The 25,946-nt window shown below is 46.7% G+C and carries 18 protein-coding genes, 1 pseudogene and 1 riboswitch; of the genes and pseudogenes, 4 read left to right on the top strand and 15 right to left on the bottom strand.

Annotation, left to right across the window (positions count from 1 at the left end; all coding sequences use genetic code 11):
* Positions 1-124 precede the first annotated feature (124 nt).
* The gene (locus ACR8BL_RS21285; RefSeq protein WP_090924473.1) at positions 125-313 is read left to right on the top strand and encodes a hypothetical protein; all 189 of its coding nucleotides are present in this window, start codon (positions 125-127) and stop codon (positions 311-313) included.
* A gap of 108 nt (positions 314-421) precedes the next feature.
* Here the strand turns inward: ACR8BL_RS21285 and ACR8BL_RS21280 are convergent, their stop codons facing one another.
* The 6 genes from ACR8BL_RS21280 to ACR8BL_RS21255 all read right to left on the bottom strand — a co-directional run bounded on the left by ACR8BL_RS21280 (position 422) and on the right by ACR8BL_RS21255 (position 9,417).
* A complete protein-coding gene (locus tag ACR8BL_RS21280; RefSeq protein ID WP_434749406.1) occupies positions 422-2,047 on the bottom strand; it encodes an ABC-F family ATP-binding cassette domain-containing protein in 1,626 nt (541 codons plus the stop codon).
* Between the two features lie 284 nt (positions 2,048-2,331).
* Entirely contained in the window at positions 2,332-3,393 is a 1,062-nt protein-coding gene (locus ACR8BL_RS21275; protein ID WP_434749405.1) for an MBL fold metallo-hydrolase, read from the bottom strand.
* 90 nt (positions 3,394-3,483) lie between these two features.
* Positions 3,484-3,756 carry a cytochrome bd oxidase small subunit CydS gene (cydS, locus tag ACR8BL_RS21270; protein ID WP_434749404.1) on the bottom strand — a complete coding sequence of 91 codons (273 nt, stop codon included), beginning with the start codon at positions 3,754-3,756 and terminating at the stop codon, positions 3,484-3,486.
* Between the two features lie 7 nt (positions 3,757-3,763).
* Entirely contained in the window at positions 3,764-4,798 is a 1,035-nt protein-coding gene (locus ACR8BL_RS21265) for a cytochrome d ubiquinol oxidase subunit II (RefSeq protein WP_434749403.1), read from the bottom strand.
* Complete coding sequence (locus ACR8BL_RS21260) at positions 4,795-6,141, bottom strand: cytochrome ubiquinol oxidase subunit I (protein WP_434756424.1); 1,347 nt, start codon at positions 6,139-6,141, stop codon at positions 4,795-4,797. The genes ACR8BL_RS21265 and ACR8BL_RS21260 overlap by 4 nt, the downstream gene beginning before the upstream one ends.
* A 426-nt stretch (positions 6,142-6,567) precedes the next feature.
* Positions 6,568-9,417 carry an ATP-binding protein gene (locus tag ACR8BL_RS21255; RefSeq protein ID WP_434749402.1) on the bottom strand — a complete coding sequence of 950 codons (2,850 nt, stop codon included), beginning with the start codon at positions 9,415-9,417 and terminating at the stop codon, positions 6,568-6,570.
* Positions 9,418-9,753: 336 nt separating this feature from the next.
* Between ACR8BL_RS21255 and ACR8BL_RS21250 the strand changes: the two genes are divergently transcribed.
* Positions 9,754-10,452 (top strand): response regulator transcription factor, encoded by a 699-nt coding sequence (locus ACR8BL_RS21250; protein WP_434749401.1) that lies wholly within the window; start codon positions 9,754-9,756, stop codon positions 10,450-10,452.
* 67 nt (positions 10,453-10,519) lie between these two features.
* Here the strand turns inward: ACR8BL_RS21250 and ACR8BL_RS21245 are convergent, their stop codons facing one another.
* Positions 10,520-10,936 carry a hypothetical protein gene (locus tag ACR8BL_RS21245; RefSeq protein WP_434749400.1) on the bottom strand — a complete coding sequence of 139 codons (417 nt, stop codon included), beginning with the start codon at positions 10,934-10,936 and terminating at the stop codon, positions 10,520-10,522.
* 255 nt (positions 10,937-11,191) lie between these two features.
* On the opposite strand from ACR8BL_RS21245, the gene ACR8BL_RS21240 reads away from it, so the two are divergent.
* Both ACR8BL_RS21240 and ACR8BL_RS21235 read left to right on the top strand, forming a co-directional pair.
* A complete protein-coding gene (locus tag ACR8BL_RS21240) occupies positions 11,192-12,334 on the top strand; it encodes a virulence factor (protein WP_434749399.1) in 1,143 nt (380 codons plus the stop codon).
* 171 nt (positions 12,335-12,505) lie between these two features.
* A riboswitch (Lysine riboswitch) is annotated at positions 12,506-12,726 on the top strand.
* 114 nt (positions 12,727-12,840) lie between these two features.
* A complete protein-coding gene (locus ACR8BL_RS21235; RefSeq protein ID WP_434749398.1) occupies positions 12,841-14,331 on the top strand; it encodes an amino acid permease in 1,491 nt (496 codons plus the stop codon).
* A gap of 145 nt (positions 14,332-14,476) precedes the next feature.
* Here ACR8BL_RS21235 and ACR8BL_RS21230 read toward each other — a convergent pair whose 3' ends face one another.
* From ACR8BL_RS21230 to xylB, 8 genes and pseudogenes are all read right to left on the bottom strand, one after another.
* On the bottom strand, positions 14,477-15,604 hold the full coding sequence (locus tag ACR8BL_RS21230) for a transglutaminase domain-containing protein (RefSeq protein WP_434749397.1): 1,128 nt from the start codon (positions 15,602-15,604) through the stop codon (positions 14,477-14,479).
* A 245-nt stretch (positions 15,605-15,849) separates the two neighbouring features.
* Positions 15,850-18,234 (bottom strand): YcdB/YcdC domain-containing protein, encoded by a 2,385-nt coding sequence (locus ACR8BL_RS21225; protein ID WP_434749396.1) that lies wholly within the window; start codon positions 18,232-18,234, stop codon positions 15,850-15,852.
* Between the two features lie 210 nt (positions 18,235-18,444).
* Positions 18,445-19,533, bottom strand: a complete 1,089-nt coding sequence (locus ACR8BL_RS21220) for an alpha/beta hydrolase (RefSeq protein ID WP_434758266.1) — start codon at positions 19,531-19,533, stop codon at positions 18,445-18,447.
* A 90-nt stretch (positions 19,534-19,623) separates the two neighbouring features.
* Positions 19,624-20,259: a bifunctional 4-hydroxy-2-oxoglutarate aldolase/2-dehydro-3-deoxy-phosphogluconate aldolase gene (locus tag ACR8BL_RS21215; protein WP_434749394.1), complete on the bottom strand. Its 636-nt coding sequence runs from the start codon at positions 20,257-20,259 to the stop codon at positions 19,624-19,626.
* Between the two features lie 794 nt (positions 20,260-21,053).
* On the bottom strand, positions 21,054-22,124 hold the full coding sequence (locus ACR8BL_RS21210) for a glycosyltransferase (protein WP_434753203.1): 1,071 nt from the start codon (positions 22,122-22,124) through the stop codon (positions 21,054-21,056).
* A 423-nt stretch (positions 22,125-22,547) separates the two neighbouring features.
* Positions 22,548-23,057, bottom strand: a pseudogene (locus tag ACR8BL_RS21205) (hypothetical protein); the annotation flags it as partial.
* Between the two features lie 18 nt (positions 23,058-23,075).
* A complete protein-coding gene (locus tag ACR8BL_RS21200; protein ID WP_434749393.1) occupies positions 23,076-23,870 on the bottom strand; it encodes a glycosyltransferase family 2 protein in 795 nt (264 codons plus the stop codon).
* Between the two features lie 353 nt (positions 23,871-24,223).
* Positions 24,224-25,717: a xylulokinase gene (gene xylB / locus ACR8BL_RS21195; protein ID WP_434749392.1), complete on the bottom strand. Its 1,494-nt coding sequence runs from the start codon at positions 25,715-25,717 to the stop codon at positions 24,224-24,226.
* Between the last annotated feature and the right edge of the window lie 229 nt (positions 25,718-25,946).

Here is a 25,946-nt window from a genome sequence, read left to right as displayed (position 1 = left end):
GGAAAAAAACGGGTGAAAACTGGCATTTTATCAGGTTGCCCTTGTGAGGCTATTATAAAACGTATAAAATGAGTACATCCCGTCCAATTTGGACGGCTTACTGCAAGACCGGGAGGGATATACAATGAGCGAAAATAATGAACCGAAAAAGGTCAGCCTGCAAGATGCGATCCGTCAAAAGCTGGCACAAAAGAAAGAGCAGCAAAATTCCGGTAACCAGTCCGGTGCTTACTTTGAAGGTGGCCCTAAAGCCATGAAAAGCCAGAACAACAAAAAGCCGAACAACCAGCGTCGCCGTACAGGCGGGTCTTAGGTTAACGCCGGCATAAGAGCTGTAAATCAGCATCAGCATGACAAAAAAACCGCAGGCCCTCCACTTGGAGGACTTGCGGTTTTTCGCTTGCAGTTATTTAAAGTGAATTTAAGCTTCCACTGGGTACATTTTGTTGCGCAATTCTTTGATTTCGTCGCTTTCCAGATACTCGTCATAGCTCATTTGGCGATCAATCAGGCCTGTTGGCGTAATTTCGATAATCCGGTTTGCAATTGTCTGAATGAACTGATGGTCATGGGATGTAAACAACATCGTTCCATCGAAGTCAATCATACCATTATTTAATGCAGTGATGGATTCGAGATCCAAGTGGTTCGTTGGCTCATCCAGAATCAGTGCATTTGCACCTGTCTGCATCATTTTCGCCAGCATACAGCGAACTTTCTCTCCCCCGGAGAGTACACTAGCCTTCTTCTGGGACTCCTCACCGGAGAACAGCATGCGGCCCAGGAAACCACGCAGATACGTTTCATCCTGATCTTTGGAATACTGACGCAGCCAATCTACGAGTGTCATATCCACACCATCAAAGAATTGGGAGTTATCTTTCGGGAAATAAGCCTGAGTCGTCGTCACACCCCAAGTATATTCGCCGCTGTCCGCTTCCGTTTCACCCATGAGTATATCAAACAACAGTGATTTGGCATTTCCGTTCGGGCCAACAAATGCAATTTTGTCACCTTTGTTCACCACAAAGCTCACATCATTCAACATTTCCACACCATCGACGGATTTGTGAATACGATCTACCGTCAGCAATTGTTTACCTGCTTCACGCTCAGGCTTGAAGTTAATAAACGGATATTTACGGTTGGATGGACGAAGGTCATCCAATGTGATTTTGTCGAGTTGTTTTTTCCGGGAAGTCGCCTGTTTGGACTTCGAAGCGTTCGCGGAGAAACGTTGAATAAAGGCTTGCAGCTCTTTAATCTTCTCTTCTTTTTTCTTGTTGGCATCCCGCTGCAGAGCAAGTGCCAATTGGCTGGACTCATACCAGAAGTCATAGTTACCTACGTACATCTGAATTTTACCAAAGTCAATATCTGCGATATGTGTACATACCTTATTCAGGAAGTGACGGTCATGGGATACAACAATAACGGTACCTTCATAATCCATCAGGAAATTCTCAAGCCATTGAATGGATTCGAGATCCAAGTGGTTGGTAGGCTCATCGAGCAACAGGTTGTTTGGACGGCCAAACAACGCTTGTGCCAGCAATACGCGGACTTTTTCGTTCCCGCTCAGCTCTATCATTTTTTTGTCATGCATGTCACGATCAATGCCCAGACCGATCAGGAGTGCCGCTGCATCCGGCTCAGCATCCCAGCCGTTCTGCTCAGCGAATTCCCCTTCAAGTTCACCTGCACGCAAACCGTCTTCTTCTGTGAAGTCTGCCTTCGCATACAAAGCATCCTTCTCTTTCATGATGGAATACAGACGAGCGTGACCCATAATAACCGTTTCGAGAACCGGATACTCATCATATTCAAAGTGGTTTTGCTTCAAAACGGCCATACGTTCGCCCGGGGTGATGTGCACCTCTCCCGAGTTGGCTTCAATCTCACCGGACAAAATTTTCAAAAACGTTGATTTGCCGGCTCCGTTCGCACCGATCAGGCCGTAACAGTTGCCTGGCGTGAATTTGATATTCACATCTTCAAAAAGTGCACGTTTTCCGTAGCGGAGCGTGATACCGCTTGTACTGATCATTAAGCATACCATCCTTTATTGGTTAATCTGCATACTGCATGAATAGCAACCTGCGTAAAATCATGGATTCAATATCCGATGCCTATTCTGGCACCATATTATAACACAAAAAAGCGGCAAATTCGAAAATCAGCCGCTTTTTACGGATTAAAGTTTTGGTAAATATGCTGTTCATGCACGTATGTTTATAGATTACCATATCTGGCTAGCTTTTGTTAGCCCCATTAACATACTCTTTATGAGATTTGGTTAAGATAGTGTCGTCTGAATTGCCCTAAGACTAATCATTCCTCTTCAGCAGCTTCGTGCCGGATGCGAAGTGTCTCACCATGCCCGAGCACCCGAATTCGTTCCTTGGCAATCCCCAGTCGCTCACGCTCCATCTCCAGCCGATCCAATGCTTCCTTGGGTGTATCATCGGCCAGCTTGAATGTCCCGTAATGCATTGGCACCATTAACTGTGATCCTGTTTCCACAAACCCTTGCAAAGCTTCCTCCGGTGTCACATGCTGAGACGTCATGAACCATTCGGGGTCGTACGCCCCAATGGGCATCAGTGTTACGCCAATGTCAAAGCGTTCTCCAATCGTTTTGAACTCCTTGAAATATCCCGTATCTCCGACAAAATATAGGACAGGCGGATCAGCTGCTGCTTGTTTTTCACCGCTGGTTTTGTGCGAATCTGAAGCGGATGAAATAGACCCGTTTGCCATCTCTCTCTCCGCTACCTCTGCGTTCTCTTCTGACACTTGCACAGCGTGATTAGGCTCCAGTACATAACCGCCCCAATGAGACGTATTTGTATCAAATAACGTCCGGCGTGTCCAGTGCTGGGCAGGTACAAACGTAATCTTCACTCCACCGCGCACCGTATGCTCCCACCATTTCATCTCTTGACACCGATGGAATCCCTTACGGATCATTTTGCGTTTCAAGCCGTCCGGCACAATCAGCATTGTCTTCGATGTAATCAGCTTGCGCAGGGAAGCGAGATGTAAGTGATCATAGTGTGAATGAGAGATGAGTATGACATCGAGCGGCGGAATATCCTGAATCGGAATGCCAGGGGCACCGAGCCTGCGTTGAAACCCCATTTTCTCCGCCCACACCGGGTCGGTCACAATATTCAGTCCATAATACTGGATGAAAAAGGTGGAGTGTCCGATCCACGTTATGGTTGTTTCGTCCCGGTTGGCATGTAAGTAATCCAGCTCAGGATCATGCTTCGGGACTTTGTAGGAATAGTCTTTTACTTTGCGGCGGCGCTGTTCTCTCCACTGCTTGAACTCCTTCAGCGTTTTGTCTGTACTGACATTATCGATATTGTTATAACGAATTTTGGGCATGAAGGGGCCTCCTCCCTTCCTCAGTTCTTAACATCAGATTACCCGTATCGGAAGTCGACGCACCATCTGGAACAAGCACAGCGGTACCAATCAATCCTTTGGATTTTTGTATAGCGCCATATAAACAAACAGAAAGACAATCGCAGCCACCATAATCAGCGGAGGAGCATACATAATCGTAAAGGTCTCAAAGAAGCTTAGCCCCGTGATGCCCGGTATGCCTTTTACCCCTTCATCCAAAAGAGGCTCCAAGTGCATCTCCAGATCGGCGCCGGTCGGCCAGGCAGACCTCAACCATGTAAACTGCTGTGGTAACAAGGAAGCTAGCATATACGTGATATTTGAAATGGTCGTCGCAAACATGGCGGAGTCATCCTTTCTTTTTCCCGGCGTTACCGCGTACATAATTGGCATCAAACAGGAACAACTTCATAATTAACACCAGAGACGGAATAAGCACCAGTAGCCCCAGACTGAACGCCGTAATTAGTGCAATGCCCATCGTTCGGTTCGTAAAGCTGTCATAGATGTTAATGTACGGATACAGAATATACGGCAGATGGGAGCGACCATATCCATACCACGCAAAGGCAAACTGCAACATGACTGCGATAAAACACCAACCCAGATATTTCTCTTTCCACACGAGTGATACCGCAATGACAAAACAGATAAACGATGCGATGAACATCCAGGACATATCGATCATACGCTCGAAGTGAGCAGGATTTTGTTTGTTAATCTGCAGAAAAGCGAGAAAACTCGCAAAAATCGTGGGCAGGCTCCACAGCAGCGCATATTCCCTTAGAACACCAAAGGCCGGCTCGTCTCCCGCCCGCTTTGCGTAATAGGAAAGGAACATTGCCGAGATATACAGCACGCTCACCAAAGCCAGCAATACAACAGACCACGTATAGGGATTCGTCAGAAATTCACGCCAGCGAAAAAACACCTTTTCGCCGACCTGCTCTATGATTCCACCTTCGGATATCGCCAAAATGGTGGAGAACACCGCGGGAATAAGTAATCCCGTTGCTCCGTACAGTGCCAGATAGATTTTGCTGTTTTTCCCGTGGTTTCCATAGGTGTTGTAAGCATAATACACTCCACGGATGGCCAGAAGCACAATCGCCAGAGAACCTGGAACAAGCAGGGCTGTACCGTAATAAAATGCGCTGTCTGGATAGAAGCCGACTAACCCCACCACAAAGAAAATAAGAAACACATTCGTCACTTCCCACACCGGAGACAGGTAGCGCTGAATGATGTTATGAATTTTGTTTTCATGTCCAGTCAATATGCTGTAAAAGCTGAAGAAACCCGCGCCGAAATCAATCGACGCTACGATCAGATACCCGAACAGAAATGTCCACAATATCGCGATGCCCGCAATTTCAAAGTTCAATGCACGATACCTCCTTCCAGTCCAAGTGATTCAAGCTCCTTCTCCGCTTCCTTGTTCCGGAACAGCTTGCTGATGACACGGATGCATGAGAAGCACAGTACCAGATACAGCAGGATAAACAATACTAGCATCCACCCCACCGAAGTGGAGGTTGTTGCCGCTTCAGACACCTTCATATATCCGCGCAAAATCCAGGGCTGTCTGCCCACCTCGGCAAACATCCATCCAAGCTCAATAGCAATCATCGCCAGTGGGCCAAGAAACACAATGCCAAGCAGCAGCCACTTCGGATAAGGTTTGCGTCCCGGCAACCAGCGACGCAGCACGTAGAGCACCGGAATCAGCAGAATGATGACTCCTGTTGTGACTTTCAGGTCGAACATGTAATGGATGGACAGCGGCGGTCTAAGGTCGGCTGGGAACTCTTCCAGTCCCTTCACTTCCGTATCTGGTCGGTTGCCTGCCAAAATACTGAGTGCATACGGAATCTCAATCGCATATTTGACCTCATTGTTTTCGTCCAGAATACCCCCATAGACAAGAGGAGCTTCCTTCATCGTTTTGAAATGCCACTCGGCGGCAGCCAGCTTCTCCGGCTGATATTTCGCCAAAAATTTACCGGACGAGTCACCAATCATGACAGTGCTGATCGCAAATACAAGCGCGGATATCGTCGTGAGCTTAAGTGCTTTTTTGTAATACACATGATCCCGTCCGCGCAGCAAGCTAAACGCTGCTATTCCCGCCAGTACACCCGCACTTAAGGTGTAGGACGAAGCTAGCACATGGGATACTTTAGTTGGTGTCGCCGGGTTCAGCATGGCGGCAATCGGATCAATATCTTTCATAATGCCGTTAATCAAGGTGAAGCCTTGCGGCTGGTTCATGAAAGAATTCACGGTTGTAATGAAAATCGCGGAAGCGGATGAGCCGAGAGCTACTGGAATAAGCAACAACATATGCGTATATTTCTTTTTGAAACGATCCCAGGTGTACAGATAAATTCCGAGGAAGATCGCTTCCACAAAAAAAGCAAATGTCTCCATAAAAAGCGGCAACGCAATAGCTTGACCGGCGACACGCATAAACATGGGCCACAGCAGACTCAGCTGTAACCCGATGGATGTGCCTGTGACTACACCTACAGCGACGGTAATGACAAAACCTCTTGCCCATCTGCGAGCCAGTAGCGTGTAATGAATATCGTTAGTGCGTAGTCCCCGCCATTCAGCCAAAGCAATCATGAGCGGAACACCTACACCAATGGAAGCAAAGATAATATGCACAAACAGGGTCAGACCGGTTAGTATTCGGCTGAGCAGTACAGGGTCCAGAGATGACATGGGTACACTCCTCTTTCGACGTAATCGTTATCAATGGTTCGCATATATCGTTATGGGTTATGTACGACAGTGGATCCGTTCGGCCAGAACGGGTCCTTAATAACTCATAATGCGGATGATGCTTTTGACCACGGCATACAACACGACCACAGCTGCCACCAGACAGACGATGATGAGTGTTTTTTCTTGTTTGCGAAACATATACGTGTTGTCCTCCTTTTGCACAGGATGCAAATTATGGCGCTATATACAGTGTGCAAAATTTCCTGTTTTTTTATCCCGGATGACGAAAAAACAAAATAGAATGATGAAAAAACAAATAGAACGATCAAAGAAAATAAAAAAAGCTTTTACCTTTCTGCACGGTCGCGTGCCAAAAGATAAAAGCTCACCTTACTATAACCGTATTAACTTTCAGTTAGGAAACTAAAGGACAACGTCCTGTTTGGGCAACCGAACTTTGAACGTACTGCCTTTCCCCGGGACCGACATGAAGGTCAGGCTCCCGTGATGATCCTCCACGATTTTGCGAGAGATATATAAACCAAGGCCCGTTCCGCCGATTTGACGATGATCCGAATTATCTACACGATAAAACTTGTTAAACAACAAATCCTTCTCACTCTCGGCAATACCTATACCGTAATCGCGTACATCGATGCATAGTGCCCCTTCTTCTTCCCATAATGTTACGTCGATCCGATCTGCTCCGGGAGAATATTTCACTGCATTACCAATCAGATTATGCAGCACTTGCACGATCCTGTTCTGGTCCGCATAAGCAAAGAGGTCACCATTGAAAGCATGCACATAGATCCGCTGAGAAGACTTCATGTTCCATTGCTCTGCCACACCCTCAACCAGCTCCACGAGTGGAACATAGATCATATGATAGGTCATACCTTCATTATCAAGACGTTGGATATCAAGCACATCATCCAGCAGGCTGCTCAGACGTTTGCCTTCAGACGAAATCGTCTCCATGAACTCTTTGCGCTGGGATGCCGGGAGGTCGTACATCAACATCAGCTCAACATACCCCATGATAGTGGCTACAGGTGTACGAAGCTCATGAGAAACAACACTGATGAGCTCATTTTTCATCCGGTTCAGTCGCTCTTCTCCGGTCAAGTCACGAAATACAAGCAGGAAACCATGATTTTTCCCCGGTACATCCATCTGTTTCATGTACAGTGAAAATACACTTTGCTCTACATTGTCAAAACAGAAATTGGTCTCGATGAAAGCTTCTTCTCCATTAATAAATGCTCTTGTCTGTTCCGTCAGATTGAAGTTGTCAGTCTGAACCATTGAATCGATGGCTTGAGCCAGGTCAGTTATGGATTCTCCCAAGAAATTACCCAGTCCAAACATCTCTTCTATTCGGCGATTCACAATCGTGATCGTGCCTGAACGGTCAGACATGACAAGTCCTTCGCGAACCGATTCAATGAATTGTTCACTGATATCGCGCTGTTCCTGAATCGCTGCCTTCTCTTGGAACAGCTCCAGGTTAAGATGCTCCAACACAAGGGCATGACGCACCCGATCTTCTTCGGCACGAGTACGTTCTGTTATATCCTTGATGAACAGATTGTACAATATTTCATTTTTCCCCAATTGAATCTCTACAATTTTGTACTCAATCGGAAATACAGAGCCGTCATTGCGAATACCTGATATTTCGTCAACCGTCGTATACCTCTTGCCATCGACATATTCATATCGCTCCAGCATCAACTTAATTTCCTGAAAACTAATCCCTTGGAAAAGAGAGGGTGCTTCCTTCTGCAACACAACCTCTTCCCGCCCCGATCCAAACATTCTTTCAGCCTCAGGGTTAAATTCAATGATCACCCCTTGGGAATCAACCGAGATGATGGCATCAATTGAGGACTCGATAATGGCACGCTTAATTCCTTCGCTATTCTTAAGTTCCTTCGTGCGGGCAACCACCCTGTCCTCCAGTGTTAACTTATCAAGTCGAATTTGTTCGAATTGTTCAAGTAACACATCCGCCATTTTGCGTAAGTTACCAATGAGAATTTGCACTTCGGTCACATGGCTGCTTGGCCACTCCATCCCTCCGTTTCGAAACAGCAGACGAGGCAGAGAACCTGTCAGCCGGGTCAAGCGCAATAAGGGACTTACCACCTTACTACTCAAAGGAGCTGCCACAAGCATGGATGTCACGATAATAAAAAATAAAGATTGCAACGTCGTCAGGTAGATTTTTTCAATCTGCGTGTAATACTGGGACGAATTGGTTTCAACAAAAACCTGATAAGGGGTATTTGCTGTTTCTTCAGCCTGATATATGAAAGAAGCATGTTTCCAATATTCCAGTATGTCACTGTAATGAGCTCTCCCTGAACTTAATAGACCTGGGCCGTTCCTCGATGTTAACACCTGAAAATGATCCAGATTTATGAACTCCCCCGGCCGAAATTCAGGGAGTCCAGAAACAACAATTACATCATGCTGATCCAGCAAAATCACATTCATACGCAGCAAATGATGATAGCGCTCCACATTTTCAGCCAGGTTATCCGGTGTTACATATTTTTGATCCAAATCCTGAACGACTGCACTCGCTGCTTGTCTCATATCACGTAGAATAGCTTCATGTATTTGGCCTAATTGTCTGCGACTATCCACAGACAACAGAATAAGTGATACAAACACCACAAAAGCAACCACATATTTAAATGCAATCCTCGATAATGGAATCGTGCCCGCGCGTTGCTCCTGCTGTTCTCCCAAAGTGATCCAGAAATCAACCACAATACCTGCAATCAGGGCATTTACCATGCTAACGACAGCAATATATATATATTCATATTTGGCCACTTCCGCACTCAGACCTAATACATAATATCCGTAACCCATTGCTGGAAACAGCAGCACAATCCAAAACACCGCGTTAGCCTTGATGAGACTACCTTTTTTATAACGCACCTGCCAGCCCAGCATCCAGATCAACTCTATGAAATGTGTTATCATGACATACAGGTTATGCGTGTCCAGGCCCAAAATCAGGCTTTTAAACAGATAAATTAACGTAAGTGTCACAAAACCGTAGATTCCTCCGTATAACCGAAGAGCAACCAACGCCGCAGCACTACTAATTATAAATTGCACACCATAGAACAGTGTAAATGGAAAAATGGCACTTAACGTACCAAGGATGACCAGAAGGCATGTTCCAACCCAAGGTCTTCTCAATTGCAGTACAATGCGATTCAACAGGTTTTTTGCTCCGGTTATCCCGTTCATAGGCTTTTGTCCTCACCCTTGACTCGTTGTATTCCTGCCCGTTCTGGTCTCTCAAACAACATTTGTTCCCCCTAATACTGGCGATAACTCTAAACCTTTTCCCCCTTAAATGACTCTGATCCATTATACTGTAATTAACATTCGTTGTACGTATGGGAAAAATTATGATTCTGCAAAAAAATAAACTCATGATACACTACAATATCAAGCAAAGTCATTTTGCAAGTTAGTGCTACTTCCTATATTCTGGAATAGAAACATTAAATTTTTTGCAGTATTTAAAAGCATTTCCTCGTATTTTTTTAACAAATTTTTGTCTCTCAGGAGTGTGAAGCTATGTCAATCAAAGTACTTCTTATAGAAGATGAAAAGAATTTAGCGGATATGATCGCTTTTTTTCTTGAGGAGGAAGGATACATAACCGAGCGGGTTCACCACGCCCGTGAAGCACTTCATCTATTTCCGCAGTTTCAACCTGACATTGTCGTAACAGACTTGATGTTGCCCGAGATTGACGGTAACGAGCTTGTTGATGCTTTTCGACAAAATTCTACGGTTCCTGTACTGATGATATCCGCAAGCACCATGCTGAATGATCGACTTCGTGCCTTGCATAACGGAGCTGACGATTTCCTTTGCAAGCCGTTTAGCTTGAAAGAGCTGGACGCCAGGATTAAAGCGTTGCTGCGTCGGTCGATTATTACGTATCAGGATAAAACCGTCAAAGAGAATTCAACCACTGAAGAGATCGGTCACATTAATGTGAATGAATACAGGAGAACTTTATTTGTGAATGGCATTGAAATCGATGTAACCCATATTGAATTCGAGATTATGAAGGAATTGTATCGGAATCCGGGCAAAGTTTTTACCCGTAACGAACTGATGGATCGAATTAAAGGCTCGGAACGCGCCTATCTTGATCGAACCATTGACGTACATATCTCTAGTCTTCGCAAAAAAATAGAGCCCGACCCCAAAAATCCCCGTTATATTAAAACGGTATGGGGTACAGGCTATAAATATATGGTCTAGTTGGCCATCGATAAAGAAACCGGACAACTGTATAAACAGCTGATGTAAACACCATGCCTCTTTCGTTCTACCTTATGTACAAAACGGAAGGCATGGTTATTGGTGCTTCGTATCCAAATGTGTGCAGCCACTGCTCGATGCCCCTATCCAATTGATCGGGGTCTTGTTCATTCCAGAGTAACATCTTTACAACACCAGTACCCGTAATCTGCTGCAGGTGGCGTTTACGAATCAATGATTGAAAATCGGTAATGACCAGTACAGGAACGTCTGGCACAAAAGCACGAATGGCCTTCGCTGCAGATACAGCCTGTTCGCCGTTCCTGTAATCCACAATGCAAAAACGGGAATCTTCCCAATCCCCTCTTCCTGTTTCCTTTACTGAATCTGATGGCGCAGAAGCAATCCAACCCTCAAATAATTGATTGATTTTCTCATAATCAATACAGCGCTCTCCATCCGTTAGCACAGTAACAGGCTCCATAAGTATAACCTCCATTAGCTTCTTCCTTTATATTGTGCCAGCTTTCATTTAAAAATGTTTGTGCACGAACATGAAAGAAGTGTTAACAATCTTCGTACTTCTTCACATACCTACGCCGATGCTTCTTCACGACATGTAATTTCGCAGTTTTCCTGATTTCATGTAGAATAGAGGTATCCGTTAAAATAGAGGTATCCGTGTGATTTATTTTACGGGAGGTTATGTATCAAACTGCTATTATAGGAGGTTACACCCATGAATATAGTTTCTATTGAACCAACACCAAGTCCAAATACGATGATGCTGCATCTCGACGAACGTCTGGAAGACGGGATTCGTAGAACCTATACACTGGACAACGAACGTTCTGCCCCGGCTTTTATTCGCCAGATGTTACATATTCCAGGCGTGAAAAGTGTATTCCACACAACCAACTTCGTTGCCTTGGATCGTAAAGGCAATGCAGACTGGTCTGTTATTCTTGGTGAAGTACAGAGCCGTCTGGGTCAGGAAAGCGTGAATCTGGACTGGATTGAATCCGAAGATGCTACAGGTGAACACTTTGGAGAGGCACAAGTTTTTGTTCAGTTTTTCCGCGGAGTGCCGATGCAGATTCGGGTTAAAGCCGGAACGAAAGAGGAACGTATCTCACTGTCAGATCGTTTTGTCAAAGCCGTTACGGAGGTTGCCAGCGCTACGCTGATCAAAGAACGTAAACTAAGCGATTACGGAGTAAGGTACGGTGAGCTGCCAGATATTGCGCGTGAAGTCGAACAAGAACTGGAAGCGGCCTACCCGCCGGAACGATTGGAGCAGGTCATTCAGCAAGCTATTGCTCATGGTACCAATACGGAAGAATTTGTTGAGCACCGGCGTGCACTGGAGGGAGCAGAACTGGAAGCAGCCCTTCAGAGCGAAGACTGGAATGTACGCTATGCCGCACTGGATGGTATGGAGCCAACAGAGGAAAGAATACCTCTGGTAGCTCAGGCGCTACGTGACAGCAAAATGCAAATTCGTCGCTTGGCCGTTGTCTATCTAGGGGATATTCGTACACCTGAGGCGATGGAGCTTCTGTACGAAGCGCTTCGGGACAGTTCTCCCGCTGTACGTCGTACTGCTGGCGATACGTTGTCAGACATCGGTGACCCTGCTGCCACACCTGCGATGATTGAGACGTTAACGGACAAGAGCAAACTTGTGCGCTGGCGTGCAGCCCGTTTTCTGTATGAAATCGGAACCGAAGAAGCGGAGCAGGCTTTACGTCTCGCCGCGGAAGATCCCGAATTTGAAGTGAGCTTGCAGGCCAAAATGGCGCTAGAACGTATCGAGTCTGGTGAACAGGCCGCCGGAACTGTGTGGCAACAGATGGCAGGACGGAATAAAAAGCAAGATTAATCTGTTCTTCCACATGTTCTTTACGGAGCCATTTAGGGAACAACCCAACATTTGTTATTGCACTGTAAAACGATGAGCGGTATACTTGTTCTCTGTTTGATTAACATGTTACACGCTGTTTGATGCGTGATTTCTAATTTCATAAACAATAGATACACCTCATCCATTGCATGGTGAGGTAGAGGTCGCGGGTGCGATCAGTACGCTGAGGGAGGCGCTTGGAGCCGCTTTTGATATCAGCCGAAAGGTGTACCCGCCGAAGCTCGCTGGACGTTCCTTTATCGGTCTGGTGAGCTGGGGCTGTAGCCGAAAGGTGCAGAACTGTCACAGCAAGCATTCATATCTTTTTTTCTAAAAAGGTATGAATGCTTCTGTGTTGAGCTATCTTAATCATCTGGGACGTGGTGCGGATATGGATATCAAGACCGCTGGCTCGTGCCTGTGGTCTTTTTTTTGGTTTATGGAGTTATGATCTGCATCAGCATTACAAATGAAGGAGTGTTTCCATGCAAGACCGCAACAAACATTCACAAACAACAACCAATGAACCTACCCTGAAAAAAGGATTGCGTGCACGTCATATGACCATGATTGCCCTCGGCGGCTCCATCGGTACCGGGCTGTTTCTGGCAAGTGGTACAGCGATCTCCACTGCTGGCCCTGGCGGAGCATTAATTGCCTACGCGGCTGTGGGCATTATGGTTTATTTCCTGATGACCAGCTTGGGTGAACTTGCAACCTTTATGCCGGACTCCGGTTCTTTTAATACGTATGCGGCTCGTTTCGTAGATCCCGCTCTTGGCTTCGCTATGGGCTGGAACTTCTGGTACAACTGGGCGGTAACGATTGCCGCCGAACTCGCTGCTGCTACCGTTCTGATCAAATACTGGTTCCCGGACAGCTCATCCATGTTATGGAGCTTACTGTTTCTGGTATTGATCTTTGCCCTAAATATCCTGTCCGTCAAAGGGTATGGGGAATCGGAATATTGGTTTGCTATTATCAAAGTAGCTACCGTCATCATCTTCCTGAGCGTCGGCGTCTTGATGATCTTTGGCATTCTGGGCGGTGAAGCTATCGGCTTCAGCAACTTTACCATCGGGGATGCGCCATTTCACGGCGGGTTCTTCACTGTACTTGGCGTGTTTATGGCCGCCGGTTTCTCCTTCCAGGGAACGGAGCTAATCGGTGTAGCCGCTGGTGAAAGTGAAAACCCACGCGAAAACGTGCCTCGTGCCATTCGCCAGGTCTTTTGGCGTATTCTGATCTTTTACATTTTGGCCATCACTGTAATCAGTTTGATTATTCCTTACACTCACCCGAACCTGCTCAAAGGTGATCTGGAAAACATCGGTGTCAGTCCGTTTACACTGGTCTTCGAAAAAGCAGGACTTGCCATCGCGGCCTCTGTTATGAATGCTGTCATTCTGACTTCGGTGCTCTCAGCCGGTAACTCCGGTATGTACGCATCAAGCCGGGTACTCTACGCCCTTGCCCGGGATGGTAAGGCACCACGCTTCCTTGGCAAACTGAACAAACGTGGTATTCCGATGAATGCCTTGCTCGTCACAACCGCCGTTGGCATGCTCGCATTTCTGGCTTCTCTTTTCGGTGACGGCATCGTGTATACATGGCTACTGAATGCATCCGGTATGTGCGGCTTCATTACGTGGCTGGGTATTGCGATCAGCCATTACCGCTTCCGCCGGGCATATGTTGCGCAAGGCCGAGATCTGAGAGATCTGCCTTACCGTGCGCGGTGGTTCCCGTTTGGACCCATCTTTGCTTTTGTCCTGTGTATTATCGTTATTCTGGGACAGAACTATCAGGCATTCATAGGTGATCATATCGATTGGAGTGGAGTCCTTGTCGCTTATCTGAGTGTGCCGCTATTCCTGGTTCTATGGCTTGGTTACAAATGGATCAAAAAGACCAAAGTTGTCCCGCTACAGGAATGCGACTTCTCACCTGCTGAACCATCAGGTATCAGTGAATAGATCCCGAAAATGCTTGATTATTTGTTTAACACATTGAATATCACAAAGAGCGCTCCGGATACCGGAGCGCTCTAATTATTGAGAACATGTCGCTTCTTTCTATATTTCATCCATAGATGTGTGACTGAAAACCTGATTCAGTCCCTTACAGGGTCCAATTAATTTTGACACGCAGGTCTGTTGTATCTTCCATCTTGGAGACAAAATAAGAGATCGACTTCATCCCTAGCTGATACAGATCCTGTAAATCTTCAATCAGACTGCTCTCCGTCCCTTTATATCTGAATGTCAGCGAAGTACCGCCCTCTTTCAGTACACTCTGAACTTTGGTTTTGAGCACTGCCCGTTCCTTGACTGCACCCTGTTCATCGTATAGAGAGTACTCCAGCGTATGGTACAACTTCTGATATACCTCCTGCTTATTTCCATCCTTCTCCGCCAGTTTAAGCAAAGCCTCACGGTAAGGTGCATATGCCGCAGGGTACTTGTTCTTGCCTGTCCAGACATGGTCACGCGCCATCTCTTTATCGCTTAACAAATAATAATTATGGCTCACTACGCCTTTGCGATCAGGTGTTGGATCATCCCATGTGGTATCCAGGTGATACCATTTGCCATCCAGTTTCACCAGATTCCAGGCATGAAGCTGCCCGCCTGCTTTGCCTTCGACAATACGATTTTCAATCCCTACTCGCTCCAGCATGCGGTAAGTAAGCAAGGAGTATCCTTGACATACGGTACTGCCTGTCGCCAGTCCGTCGTAAGCCGTATATTTTTGTAATGAGGTATCATAAGCAAGATTCAGCACAATCCAGTCATGAATAACTTTGACTTTCTCATGGCTAGTCATGCCGGGTTTAATAATTTCTTTGAGCACACTAGCTACTTTCTGATTCACATAATCGGTCTGTGCCTTCGTCTCCCGGTAAGTAAGGGTCACATCCACCTCGGCTGACGTGTTCGAACCTTTATAATTAAACGCATAACTTTTCACTGTATATTGAATGTAGGGATCGCTCTTCATCGCTTCATCGATGGAAGTCTGCAGCTGTTTCTTAAGGCCCTTCACATTTCCTTTGTAGGTGAACACCACTTTCTCTGTACGTTGTGACATCGCATTCAACAGTGTCTGACGCAAATCCGTCGCTGTAGATAGTTCGGACGTTCCTGACGCAGCAACCAATTGATCCAGATCAACCGTACGCGGCAGCCAAGCGGCAACAAGACAGCCTGCCAGCAACATTGTGATCACTCGTCTACCGTTCTTACCCATGAAAGGACCCCACCCCTCTTCGTCGCATTCTCATGCCCTATTGTAACATAAAAGGTCTTGCATTCCTTATTCTATATTTCTCATATTGGTGTAATCAATTTGAAAAGGGACCTTCTCGGAAGGCCCCTTAATCCTCAGTTACATTCATCATGTTTCCCGCTTCTCTTCATCCTATGTCTTCCAAAAGCAAATTATGAACTGCTTTTGGATTCGTACAGATTCGTAGAAGTTAGTTAAGTTTGGAATTAATAAAGTCGGCTGCCACTCATAAACGTGTCCGTCTTGCCCTGTAACTTGGCAAGTCGTTCCAGTACTTGAGAGGCTTCAGCTACCGTTACTTTGCGTGCAGGCATGAATCTCCCCTCAATGGAAGGTAACAAACCAAGCTTCAGGCTCAAGGAAACGGCTCCCTTATTGTTGATCGCACTTGCATCTGCAATGTTAGGCAAATCTGACGGCTGCATATAGAATCCAGCGAGCTTCTCATAACGCAGAATTCGCATCAGCACTACAGCCAATTCTTCACGTGTCATTTCTTCTTCAGGTTTTAACTGCTTTTCAGGGTCAGCACCACCAATCCAGCGTTGATCCATCAGGACCTTCACTGCCTTGTAATACGGACTCTCTATAGTCACATCAGCAAAAAGTTTGTCATTGCTATCACTGTTATAATACATATCCATGTTCGGATTAATTGCTCTGGCCAGATAATTGAACCAATCCCCACGGGTAATGACCCGATCCGGGAACACACGCTCCTGCTCATCGACCAATAATACCTTATGCTTGGTCATGTTACGCAAGGCTGATTCAGCAACGTGACCCGCAATATCTGTTGGTTCTACCTGAGATTCTGCATGGTTCACACCGTACATGAAGAACCATTGGCCTGTATTGGCATCAAGCAGTTCGTTCAAATTATAGAGAGATTTCTTGCCGCTCACAGGTACATAAGCCAAATTCACTCCGACAGGTGCAGGCTCACTTGAACCCAAACCATATCCACCGTAACGGGCATAATTCAACATTAACGTATACTTCTTCAGATAAAGCTCCTTGGCTTCTTCGTAGCGGATTGCAGGTGTGGTATCTGTCGGAAGTTGTTCAGGTGATGCCGCCAAACGTGTATAAAATTCGGGAATGTTCCCGTTGTTCTTCACCTGTACCTGTGCCGTGTCGTCCTGAACCCGAATTCCATTCAAATAACGCTGAAACACAAATGTACGAGCATCGTCTATTTCAATGATTCTGGCCAGTTGATACTGCTCTTTTGCTTGCGGCACAGTGGCAATGATCGTATTCATCGCCAGCTTCTCAGCCTGTTGTAGAGTAACTGTCTTACTCTCCTTCTCTTGAGAAGGCTGTTTCTGTCCCATCTCTGGTCCAACCCGTTGCATCATGTTGTAGCTGTAGACCTGTCCGGTAACCGCATCGACCTGAGCCGAAATATCACGCATGAACATATAGGATATGTTTGCATTCCGGTTGCTCCAGCTCAGACTCCATACTTGATTGTTCCCGTTGCCATAGTAACCTTTGGTTAATTGGCTGTGCTCGAGTTTATAATCCTTGGGAATGTCAAAACTCGCTGCAACTCGCTCTACTGCCTGTTGCACATTTAAGCGCTGGCCGCTGGCTGCGGTAAACACAGGCACATTACCTGTCACTTTTTTATGTTGCGGTGAATTGCTCTTGTCCACGGCTTTTCCGGTCAGCACGTCAATTCGGTCTAACGTGTTAGCATTAATCGGCCCCATACTATCACCCTTGGGTAAATAACCAAGAACGTATTGCTGTCCCTGTCTGGAAGATAAATTTTCTTTGGATATATATGCCAGTTCGACATCAAAACCATCCTCAAACACTTTTCTGGCTTGCTCTTCCGATGCCTTCGGCTTGGAGGAAGGATATTTCGCTGAGATCGTGGATCGTGAATACGATGTTGCCTGTCCGCTCTCATCCACACTTATGTAGACTGTCTCTGCATCCGAAATGACCCCGTCATGTTTCAGGTTGTATACAAATTGATATTGATTGCGGCCAAACAGCGCTTGCTGCTCCACGGGTGAATATTGGTCTCCTAGCGGCACATACTGTCCTTCCTTAAGTCCAGGAATCGCCTGATGCAATAGTTCCAAAGCGGTTTTCTCAGCTTCTTCCTTGGTCAGTTGAACATCGGCTGCCGATGATAGCTGGCTCTCCACAAATTCGGATGGCAAATGTACGCTAAGTACTTCCCCAGTACCTGCATGTACACTTGCGCTGAAACCTATGGAGTGATTGCCTTGTACAATTTGGAATCCAATATCCCATACCTTATAATCCGGCGGCGGAAAGGAATTGGTTACGTCAAAATTGGCAGACGAAATGGTCGCTTTTTTTAATACCGGAAAAAGCTTTAATATATTGTCAGCGGCTTGCCTGGAAGAGATCTTTGCACCCTCCGGCACGTCCTTGCTTGTTACGTCTAATTGATCATGTTCCCCCGACACTGTTTCTTTCACTGACCCAGCTTCCGCCTGAGCAGCGGATGCACTCCCCGTCATACCCGGTACCTGTGTTGTAAACAGTAGTGTTGCCATTGCTGTTGCTGCGGCTTTGGCTGTAAACGTTTTAAGTCGTGTGTTCATGTTCCAATCCCAACTCAAAATGGTTACCTCTCCCTTCAATTTCATGCAGAATGCATGATGAATACTTTTGCATGAATATTGCCATTCTATTCTATGATACCATAAGCTTCCTTTTTAATCGCTGTTTTCCGGGCAATTTTACAATTGTGAATTTTTGTATAATGTAAAGAAACAACAAAAAAACGCCAATCAGGTTGGCGTTTATCTCTATCATCCTGTTCTATGATGCAGATCTGTTTCGCTCTGCTCTGATGTAGCTCCTTCATGTGCAGTAGAATCTGAAGTAGAACAAACATGTGTTTTCAAGAACGGAATGACAGTTTCCCAGAAAGCGGGGTCTTCCTCGGAGCAGCTATGACCTTCGCTGTTGACCCAAAGATGTTCTACAGGAGGATCAGCCTTGGACATAAAATATTCCAGTTCACTAGGCGGAATAAAATTATCTCCTTTGGAGTGGACCATCAATAGTGGCAATTGCATGCCTCTTCGCCGCTCATTCAGCATCATTACCGCATCATTCTGCTGATACGTCTTCAAGGACTCACCCAGCCGCCAAAACCAAATTCGAGGGATCAACTGTGCCAGCGGGAATAGAGGTAAACGCCGACGTCTCAGTTCCGAACTGACGATCACCTGAAACTGGGATGGCATGGAATCAGTGACCACGGCCGAAACTGGAATGCCTTCTGTTAATGCAAGAATCGTTCCCAGTCCACCAAGGGAATGCCCTAAAACACCGATAGCTTTCGGGTCAACCTCAGATCTGCCCGATACATACGCCAGCGCAGCCAGCAGATCATCCCTGAACAGATAGGCTGATGCAGCGCGTACTTCATCACTGGCGCCATGACTGCGCACATCATACATGAACAGTGCATATCCAGCTTCCCAGATCGGGCGTGCATATCGCAGTACACGAGAGCGGTTAGAACCCCAACCATGTGCGATAATGACGAGCGGCCAAGGTTTTGGCACATCGGGGCTCGCTGGAATAAACCAGCCTTGCACCTGTCCCCCTCCACTCTCAAAGGTGATATCCTCAAAGGGCATCGGCGGCGTCAAGGTAATGGGTATTTTTTGGGGCGTCTGACTTTTTACTGCAGCCTGCCATAATCCTCCTGCTGTTACTGCAGCCACTGCCAACATACCACCTATCATCGTTCTCGCTTTCACAAGGCCTCTCTCCTCTCTGGCTACTGACATATGCTCATCATACGATAACATGATCAACTGCACATTAAATGATCTCCATTTTTTGTATAACGAATAACCATGTAAGCTCTTTTTATATTTACCCATTGTTCTTGACTTGCCTTCGCTTTCCTGGACATCAAACCTTTGGATCGGTCGCTTTCTTGACATTTCTCCTATCCGCTACCTGTTCACTTATTAGTCCGTTCTCGTATTAGCGGCTTTTACAAAGGCCTGTGCGCAAGCTGCAATTTGCGTGCTATCTCCCGTTGCTAAGGCTTGTTTTGGCAAAAGAGCACTACCCAAGCCTACCGCGGCTGCACCTGCCTCATAATAGGCAGCAATGTTCTCCAGCGTCGCTCCACCCGTTGCAAGCAGTGGGATATGATCGAGAGGTGCCTTGATCTCACGCAGATATGGAATACCGAGACTGGCCAGCGGAAACAACTTAACAACTCGTGCCCCTGCTTCATACGCAGCTACAATCTCCGTTGGTGTCATGGCCCCGGGCCAGATCTCTACACCGTGTTCTACAGCATATTCAATGACAGACAGATCGACATTGGGGGATACCAAAAATTGTGCCCCTGCGGCCACGGCTTCCTTCGCCATGCTCACATTGAGTACTGTTCCTGCCCCAACATAGGCTTGTCCTTCGTGACGTTCGCGCCAGTCTGCAATGATCTGATGAGCATCCGGTGTATTCAGTGTCACTTCCATCAGACGAATACCTCCATCAGTCATGCCCTGTCCCGCCGTCACCGCTGCTTCCCGGCTTATGCCGCGCACGATCGCGACCAGTCTCGATTCCAATAATACTTCAGTCAGGTTCATATCGATTCACTTCCCCTTGCATCGTTCAGATTCGGCAGCTGAGGATCCCTCATGGGGTTCACCGCTTTTCCGTTAAACACTATTGTAATGCATAGGCTCCCCCGGACGAAATATATTTAATCGATAATAGGAGCTGTGAGCAAAACAGAAATAAGTCTACCCGTGGTATCAGAACGATCGTGAAGTCAAGGCATTTTCATTTTGTCATTGCAATTATTAGAGCTGATTCCGTTAGGCATAACATCACATTTTCTAACGATCACCAGAAACCTTATTTGGCCTGATTCGCCACTTTTTATTTTCTAACAATCACGAGAGAGCTTATTTGCTCAAATTAGTGATGATTTTGCCCCATGATGTGCATTTTTGGCGAAATAGCGTCTGTGGAGATCGTTAGATTCTCAAACCCTCAAAAAACCTTGAAATAAGCTCTCCTGTGATCGTTAGAATAAAGTCCGATCCAATTACCCGGGCACCTCAACGCGCTGCAAAAAACGATCAAATAAGTTTCCCCAGGATTGTTAGAGCTTTGGGCATTACTGACAATGTCTGGCTTGCCACTTGTTTCAATGGTGCATGATAAACAATTGCCTTAATTTTGGTTTTCAAAATAGATACAAGAAAACCTCTTCATCGCGAAGAGGTGGACTCTTTTATCCTTAGGATTCATTCCGGTTTATTCTGATTTATTGAAAAAGAGGAGCTACAAACGCAATATTTTCCGTGCATTACATGCATTATGGGAACTAACGTGCTGATCATATTATCGCTATTAAAGTCCATTAAGCTAAACTTTATGCGTTCTCCATTACATTCTCCTTCGTCAAATCCTTAAAATATTGATCATTATATAACATGCTTGGATGTGTTGGATGATAGGCCAGTGCAATATCGTTGTGCTCTTTCGCTTTTGCACGGTTGCCCATTCGATCATAACATACACATAATTGCAGATGCGGCATCCAGGTCCACGCAGCTTCATTCAGTACAACCATCGGATCAGCCGGACGAATGGCCTTAGTAGCCTGTTCGTACCAGAACAGCCCCTGGCGGTAATCTTCTCTGTCGACAAAATAACCCCCGAGACGGCAGCACACTTCAGCTCTCGGCAGATCATAAGCAAAGGCCCGAAATAAAGCTACTACTTCCCGTTCCGGGCGTTTCAGTACTGACTCGCAATCCGCAATTTTTTGACAGGCTGCAATCCGATCTTCCACCCACCCTAGTCCGGTATCCAGAAATTTCTCGTAATACGTTATGGCTTCTTCATGACGAGCGTGGTCTTTCAGTTCATTGCCGAAATAATATAGATCACGGGGCGAAAACTCTTCACCAGCCTGCTCCCGTTTACGATAAATGCGTAGATTGCGATCCGTGTGTACCTTGTCTTTCTTGTGGGTCACAGCTACATCACTATGCAGCAAATTGCCTGCTACAGCCAGGTATTCATGTACTGCCCCAATCCAGCGAAACTGGCGATCCCGTCTCACCAGACGATTCCGCCGCAAACTGTACGCGACCTTGCCCTCAGGCGTGAATGACAGGTGGTAGTCCATCGTGACACTATCCACTGCCGGATCAAGAGACCGTTTCAGTGTGATAAGCTTGGCACGATCCTCCGGTTCAAACACATCATCAGCATCGAGCCACAATATATATTCGCTGGATGCCTGATCAAAGGCAAAATTCCGTGCCGCAGCAAAATCATCCACCCACTCAAAATCGAAAATACAATCCGTATAACGAGCCGCGATCTCTCGTGTACGATCCGTGGAGCCTGTGTCCACGATGACGATCTCATCGGTAATACCTTTTACCGAGTCCAGGCATCTGGCGAGGGAGGTTTCTTCATTTTTCACAATCATACATAAGGTAATGCTAATTGTCTCTTCGCCTCGTCGGATTCTGCGGTTATAGGCCGCTGCCCCTGGCAATTCAGACAAACGATAGATGTGATAGGCTGGATGGTGGGTATCTACAAACAATTGGAAACCGTACGCCTGAGCACGAATACAGAAATGACGATCCTCTCCCCAAAAAGACACATTGGGAATGCGGTCAAAATTCACTCCCGCAGCAAGCACAGACCGCCGAATGAGTGTACAGGCACCTAAACCGCCTACTTCATAACACCCCGGAATGCGCAGCTGATTGAGGAAAGCACTCGTTTGTACATCCTCGTCTTCCACCTCTGTTCCCACGAGAGCGGAACCGCCGCGGCGATAGAGAGAATATTCATCCTGAAGCCATACCTGCGGCATCTCCTTCGTTCCCGGCTGCCAGCGGGTCCAGAAGATATTGGAGATGATCTCTTTCCCGCTATTGGCAAGCTGTTCAAGAGTTTTCGGGTGCAGTACCAGATCGGAATCGACCAGGAACACGGCATTATAATTATGCTTACGGGCGTACTCTAAAATGTTATTTTTCAACCTGGCGACTCGCCATACCTGTTCGTTCTGCCAATAGTGTCCTCCTTCATCCTTGTTATAGTTCCCTTGATTCCACTCGTCCGTACTCTCTATATCATTCAGCTCACGAGCATGAATCACCGTACCGTGATGTTGAAGCACAAAATCATGCAGCATTTGGGATGAAGCTTCTTCCTCATTATCATCCACAAACAAGTAGTCCGTATGGACCTTCGTTCGTTCCAGCCTTTGCAGGGAATCTAAAAATTCATTCAGAATAGCTGCTATCTGCCTTACGGGACTAGCAATCAGAATACGCTCTTGGATACCTGGTACAGTGTCCTCCTGTTTTTGCTGCAGCTGTTGTTCTCCCTTCTGCTCTTTCTCCATAAACACACTCCCCTCCCGTTAATCCAACCATGCCATAAGCCGCGGCTCCGCATCCAATATCGATTCATACTGCTCCTTCCAGCCATACCGCGCCTCGGGATCAAGTGATTGGTATCTCAGATATTTGCGAACACGATCTTCCTCTCTAGCCCAGCCATAATGCTTGACACGTGGTTCATGACATGCATAAGGCAGATGCTGAATACTTATTGGGAATCGGCCGCAGTGCTGAGGTGTTTCCTTCCATTCGCAGACCATCCCGGGACGATATCTGACGAGGAATGGACGATAATACACATGTGCCTGCCAAAAGGTATCCTCCCGGTACGCTGTCTCGCTCCACATATCAAACAAACGGAAATAAATCGCTTCTTCTGATCCGCTTAACATCTCATCACGCAAGACCCCAAAATCCGGCGTTAAAATCTCGTCTGCATCCAGATTAAGAATCCACTCCGGGTTGGTTTCAATCGTTTCTTTCCATTGCTGCTTTCTCAGACTCACCTCATCGGAAAAAAGGGAGACCGGATTCTCCACTAACACAAGGGGGATACCTTGTAAAAGTTCTCTGCACATGGTAGCCGTTCCATCCGTGCTTCCGTCATCAATGATGACAGCCCGATCAATCCATGGACGATGTGTCTCAATTGCCTGTCTGAGATATCGCTGCTCTTCGTTACGTACAATCATCGACAAGGTGATGTGCGGTCTCTTTCTTGCTAGCTGTTCCTGTTCCTGTTCTTGTTCCTGCTCTTGCTCTTGCTCTTGCTCTTGCTCTTGCTCTTGCTCTTGCTCTTGCTTATGTTTCTCCAACTCCTCACCCCCCACGGTTCCTGTTTCTTTGATAGATCCGAACGCTCTATTTCCAATCTATGCTAAACCGGAATCGGGTTATGCAGGGTAAAATGTTTCACATCACGCATGAGCCGACACCATTTTCGCACACCTCGTAATGTTTCCAGTTCGCGGTGTCCCGCTTATGACAAGGATGCTCAACCACATGTTCAAAAGATCGTATCTGTAGCTTCATACTTCGAGTTGAATCCTGCACATCACAAAAAGAAGCACTCGCTTGGCGAATGCTTCTCAAATGTTTATTTTACCTAACCAAATATTTCTATAAGTTTGCTCCTGAATATCGATTGATGCCGGCACCCCATTCTGCTTTAGCGGTACGCCGCCAGACGATCATTCAAACCACGTGTCTGTCCATACACCTCTTGATAGAGGGCAAACAAACCATCATATACTGCAACTGTCTCCGGGTTCGGAACATAGGACTTCGCTGGACGAATAAATGCCGTTGCACACTCTTGCATCGTCGGGAACCAGCCACTGCCATAAGCCGCAAGCATTGCCGCGCCCATCGCCGGGCCTTGTTCGCTCTCCAGCTTCACAATCGTTGCATTGAAAATGTCAGCCTGCATCTGCAGCCAGGCTTCGTTTTTGGCTCCGCCACCAATCGAGATAACCTCGTTAACCATCTTGCCCGCACCACGCAAAATATCAATCGACTCACGCAGCGAGAACGTGATGCCCTCCATGACCGCACGTCCGAAGTGTTCCAGCTTATGCCCGGCATCCATACCGATAAAACTGCCGCGGATATTCGCATCCGGGTGAGGTGTTCGCTCCCCGACGATATATGGCGTGAACAGCAGACCGTTGCTTCCTGCCGGAATCTGGTCAATACCTTGCAAGAGCACATCAAATGATTTGTCCGCTGCGAAGGTGTCTTTAAACCAGGAGAGGCTATATCCTGCCGCCAGTGTTACCCCCATAATATAGAAGGCATCTTTCTCCCCATGATTAAAAAAGTGCACTTTCCCTTCGAAATCCAGGTCTTTCCGTTCTTCGTACGAGAGCACAACCCCGGACGTACCGATGCTGCACATCGTCTGCCCTTCACTTAGAATGCCTGCACCAATCGCACCGCAGGCATTGTCCGCGCCACCAGCAAATACTTTGGTTGCTTGCGCCAAGCCTGTTTGCTCTGCAATCTCAGGCAGCAATGTACCGACTTCATCGAAGGATTCAACCAGGCGTGGGCAAAGGGACATTGGGAGATTAAATGCCGACGCAATCTCCGTGCTCCACTGTTTGCCTGCCACATCCAGCAGCAATGTGCCCGCTGCATCGGAATAATCCATGGCGTAGTCGCCTGTCAGGCGAAAACGGACGTAGTCTTTGGGCAACAGGAACAAGGCCGCTTGTTCCAGCAATTCGGGTTCATTTTCCTGTACCCATAATATTTTAGGTAGTGTAAAACCCTCTAACGCGCGGTTCCGGGCAATGTTAAGGAGTTTGTTATCCAATACTTTCTCGATCCGGCGGCACTGTGCTGTCGTTCGGGTATCATTCCACAGGATGGCATTGCGCAGTGGTTTGCCTTCCGCATCCACCAATACTAACCCGTGCATCTGGCCGGAAAAGCTCAATCCTTCGATTTCGGAAGGCTGCACGCCTGATACCTCCAGCAGCTTGCGAAGCGACACGATGGTCTGCTCCACCCAATCCTCTGGATTTTGTTCACTATATCCAGCCTTAGGCTGGTACAGAGGATAAGCCTCCGATGCTTCAAATGCCACTTTGCCTTCACGATTGACCAAAACGGTTTTGACCGCGCTCGTTCCGAGATCGACGCCAATTACATAACTCATAAGTATACTCCTTTCGTTTGTACGGGATTGAACGGAAATATGGAGCGGCATGGAAGGTCACTCCGTGTGCCTCTTCTAACGTTGCATTCAAACGGTACAACCGTACTCGTTTGAAAAAAACCGTCTCCGCCTTCCCAAAGGAAAGCGGGGACGGTTTGAATGTCACGCTTATTCAACGTCCAAGGTGCAAGATTCGCTTGCACCAAGTAGGGAGAGGTATGATTCCTGC

The sequence above is a fragment of the Paenibacillus amylolyticus genome, assembly GCF_051136285.1.
In the GTDB taxonomy this organism is placed as follows: Bacteria; Bacillota; Bacilli; order Paenibacillales; family Paenibacillaceae; genus Paenibacillus; species Paenibacillus amylolyticus_F.
This window is presented reverse-complemented; position numbering and strand designations above follow the sequence as displayed.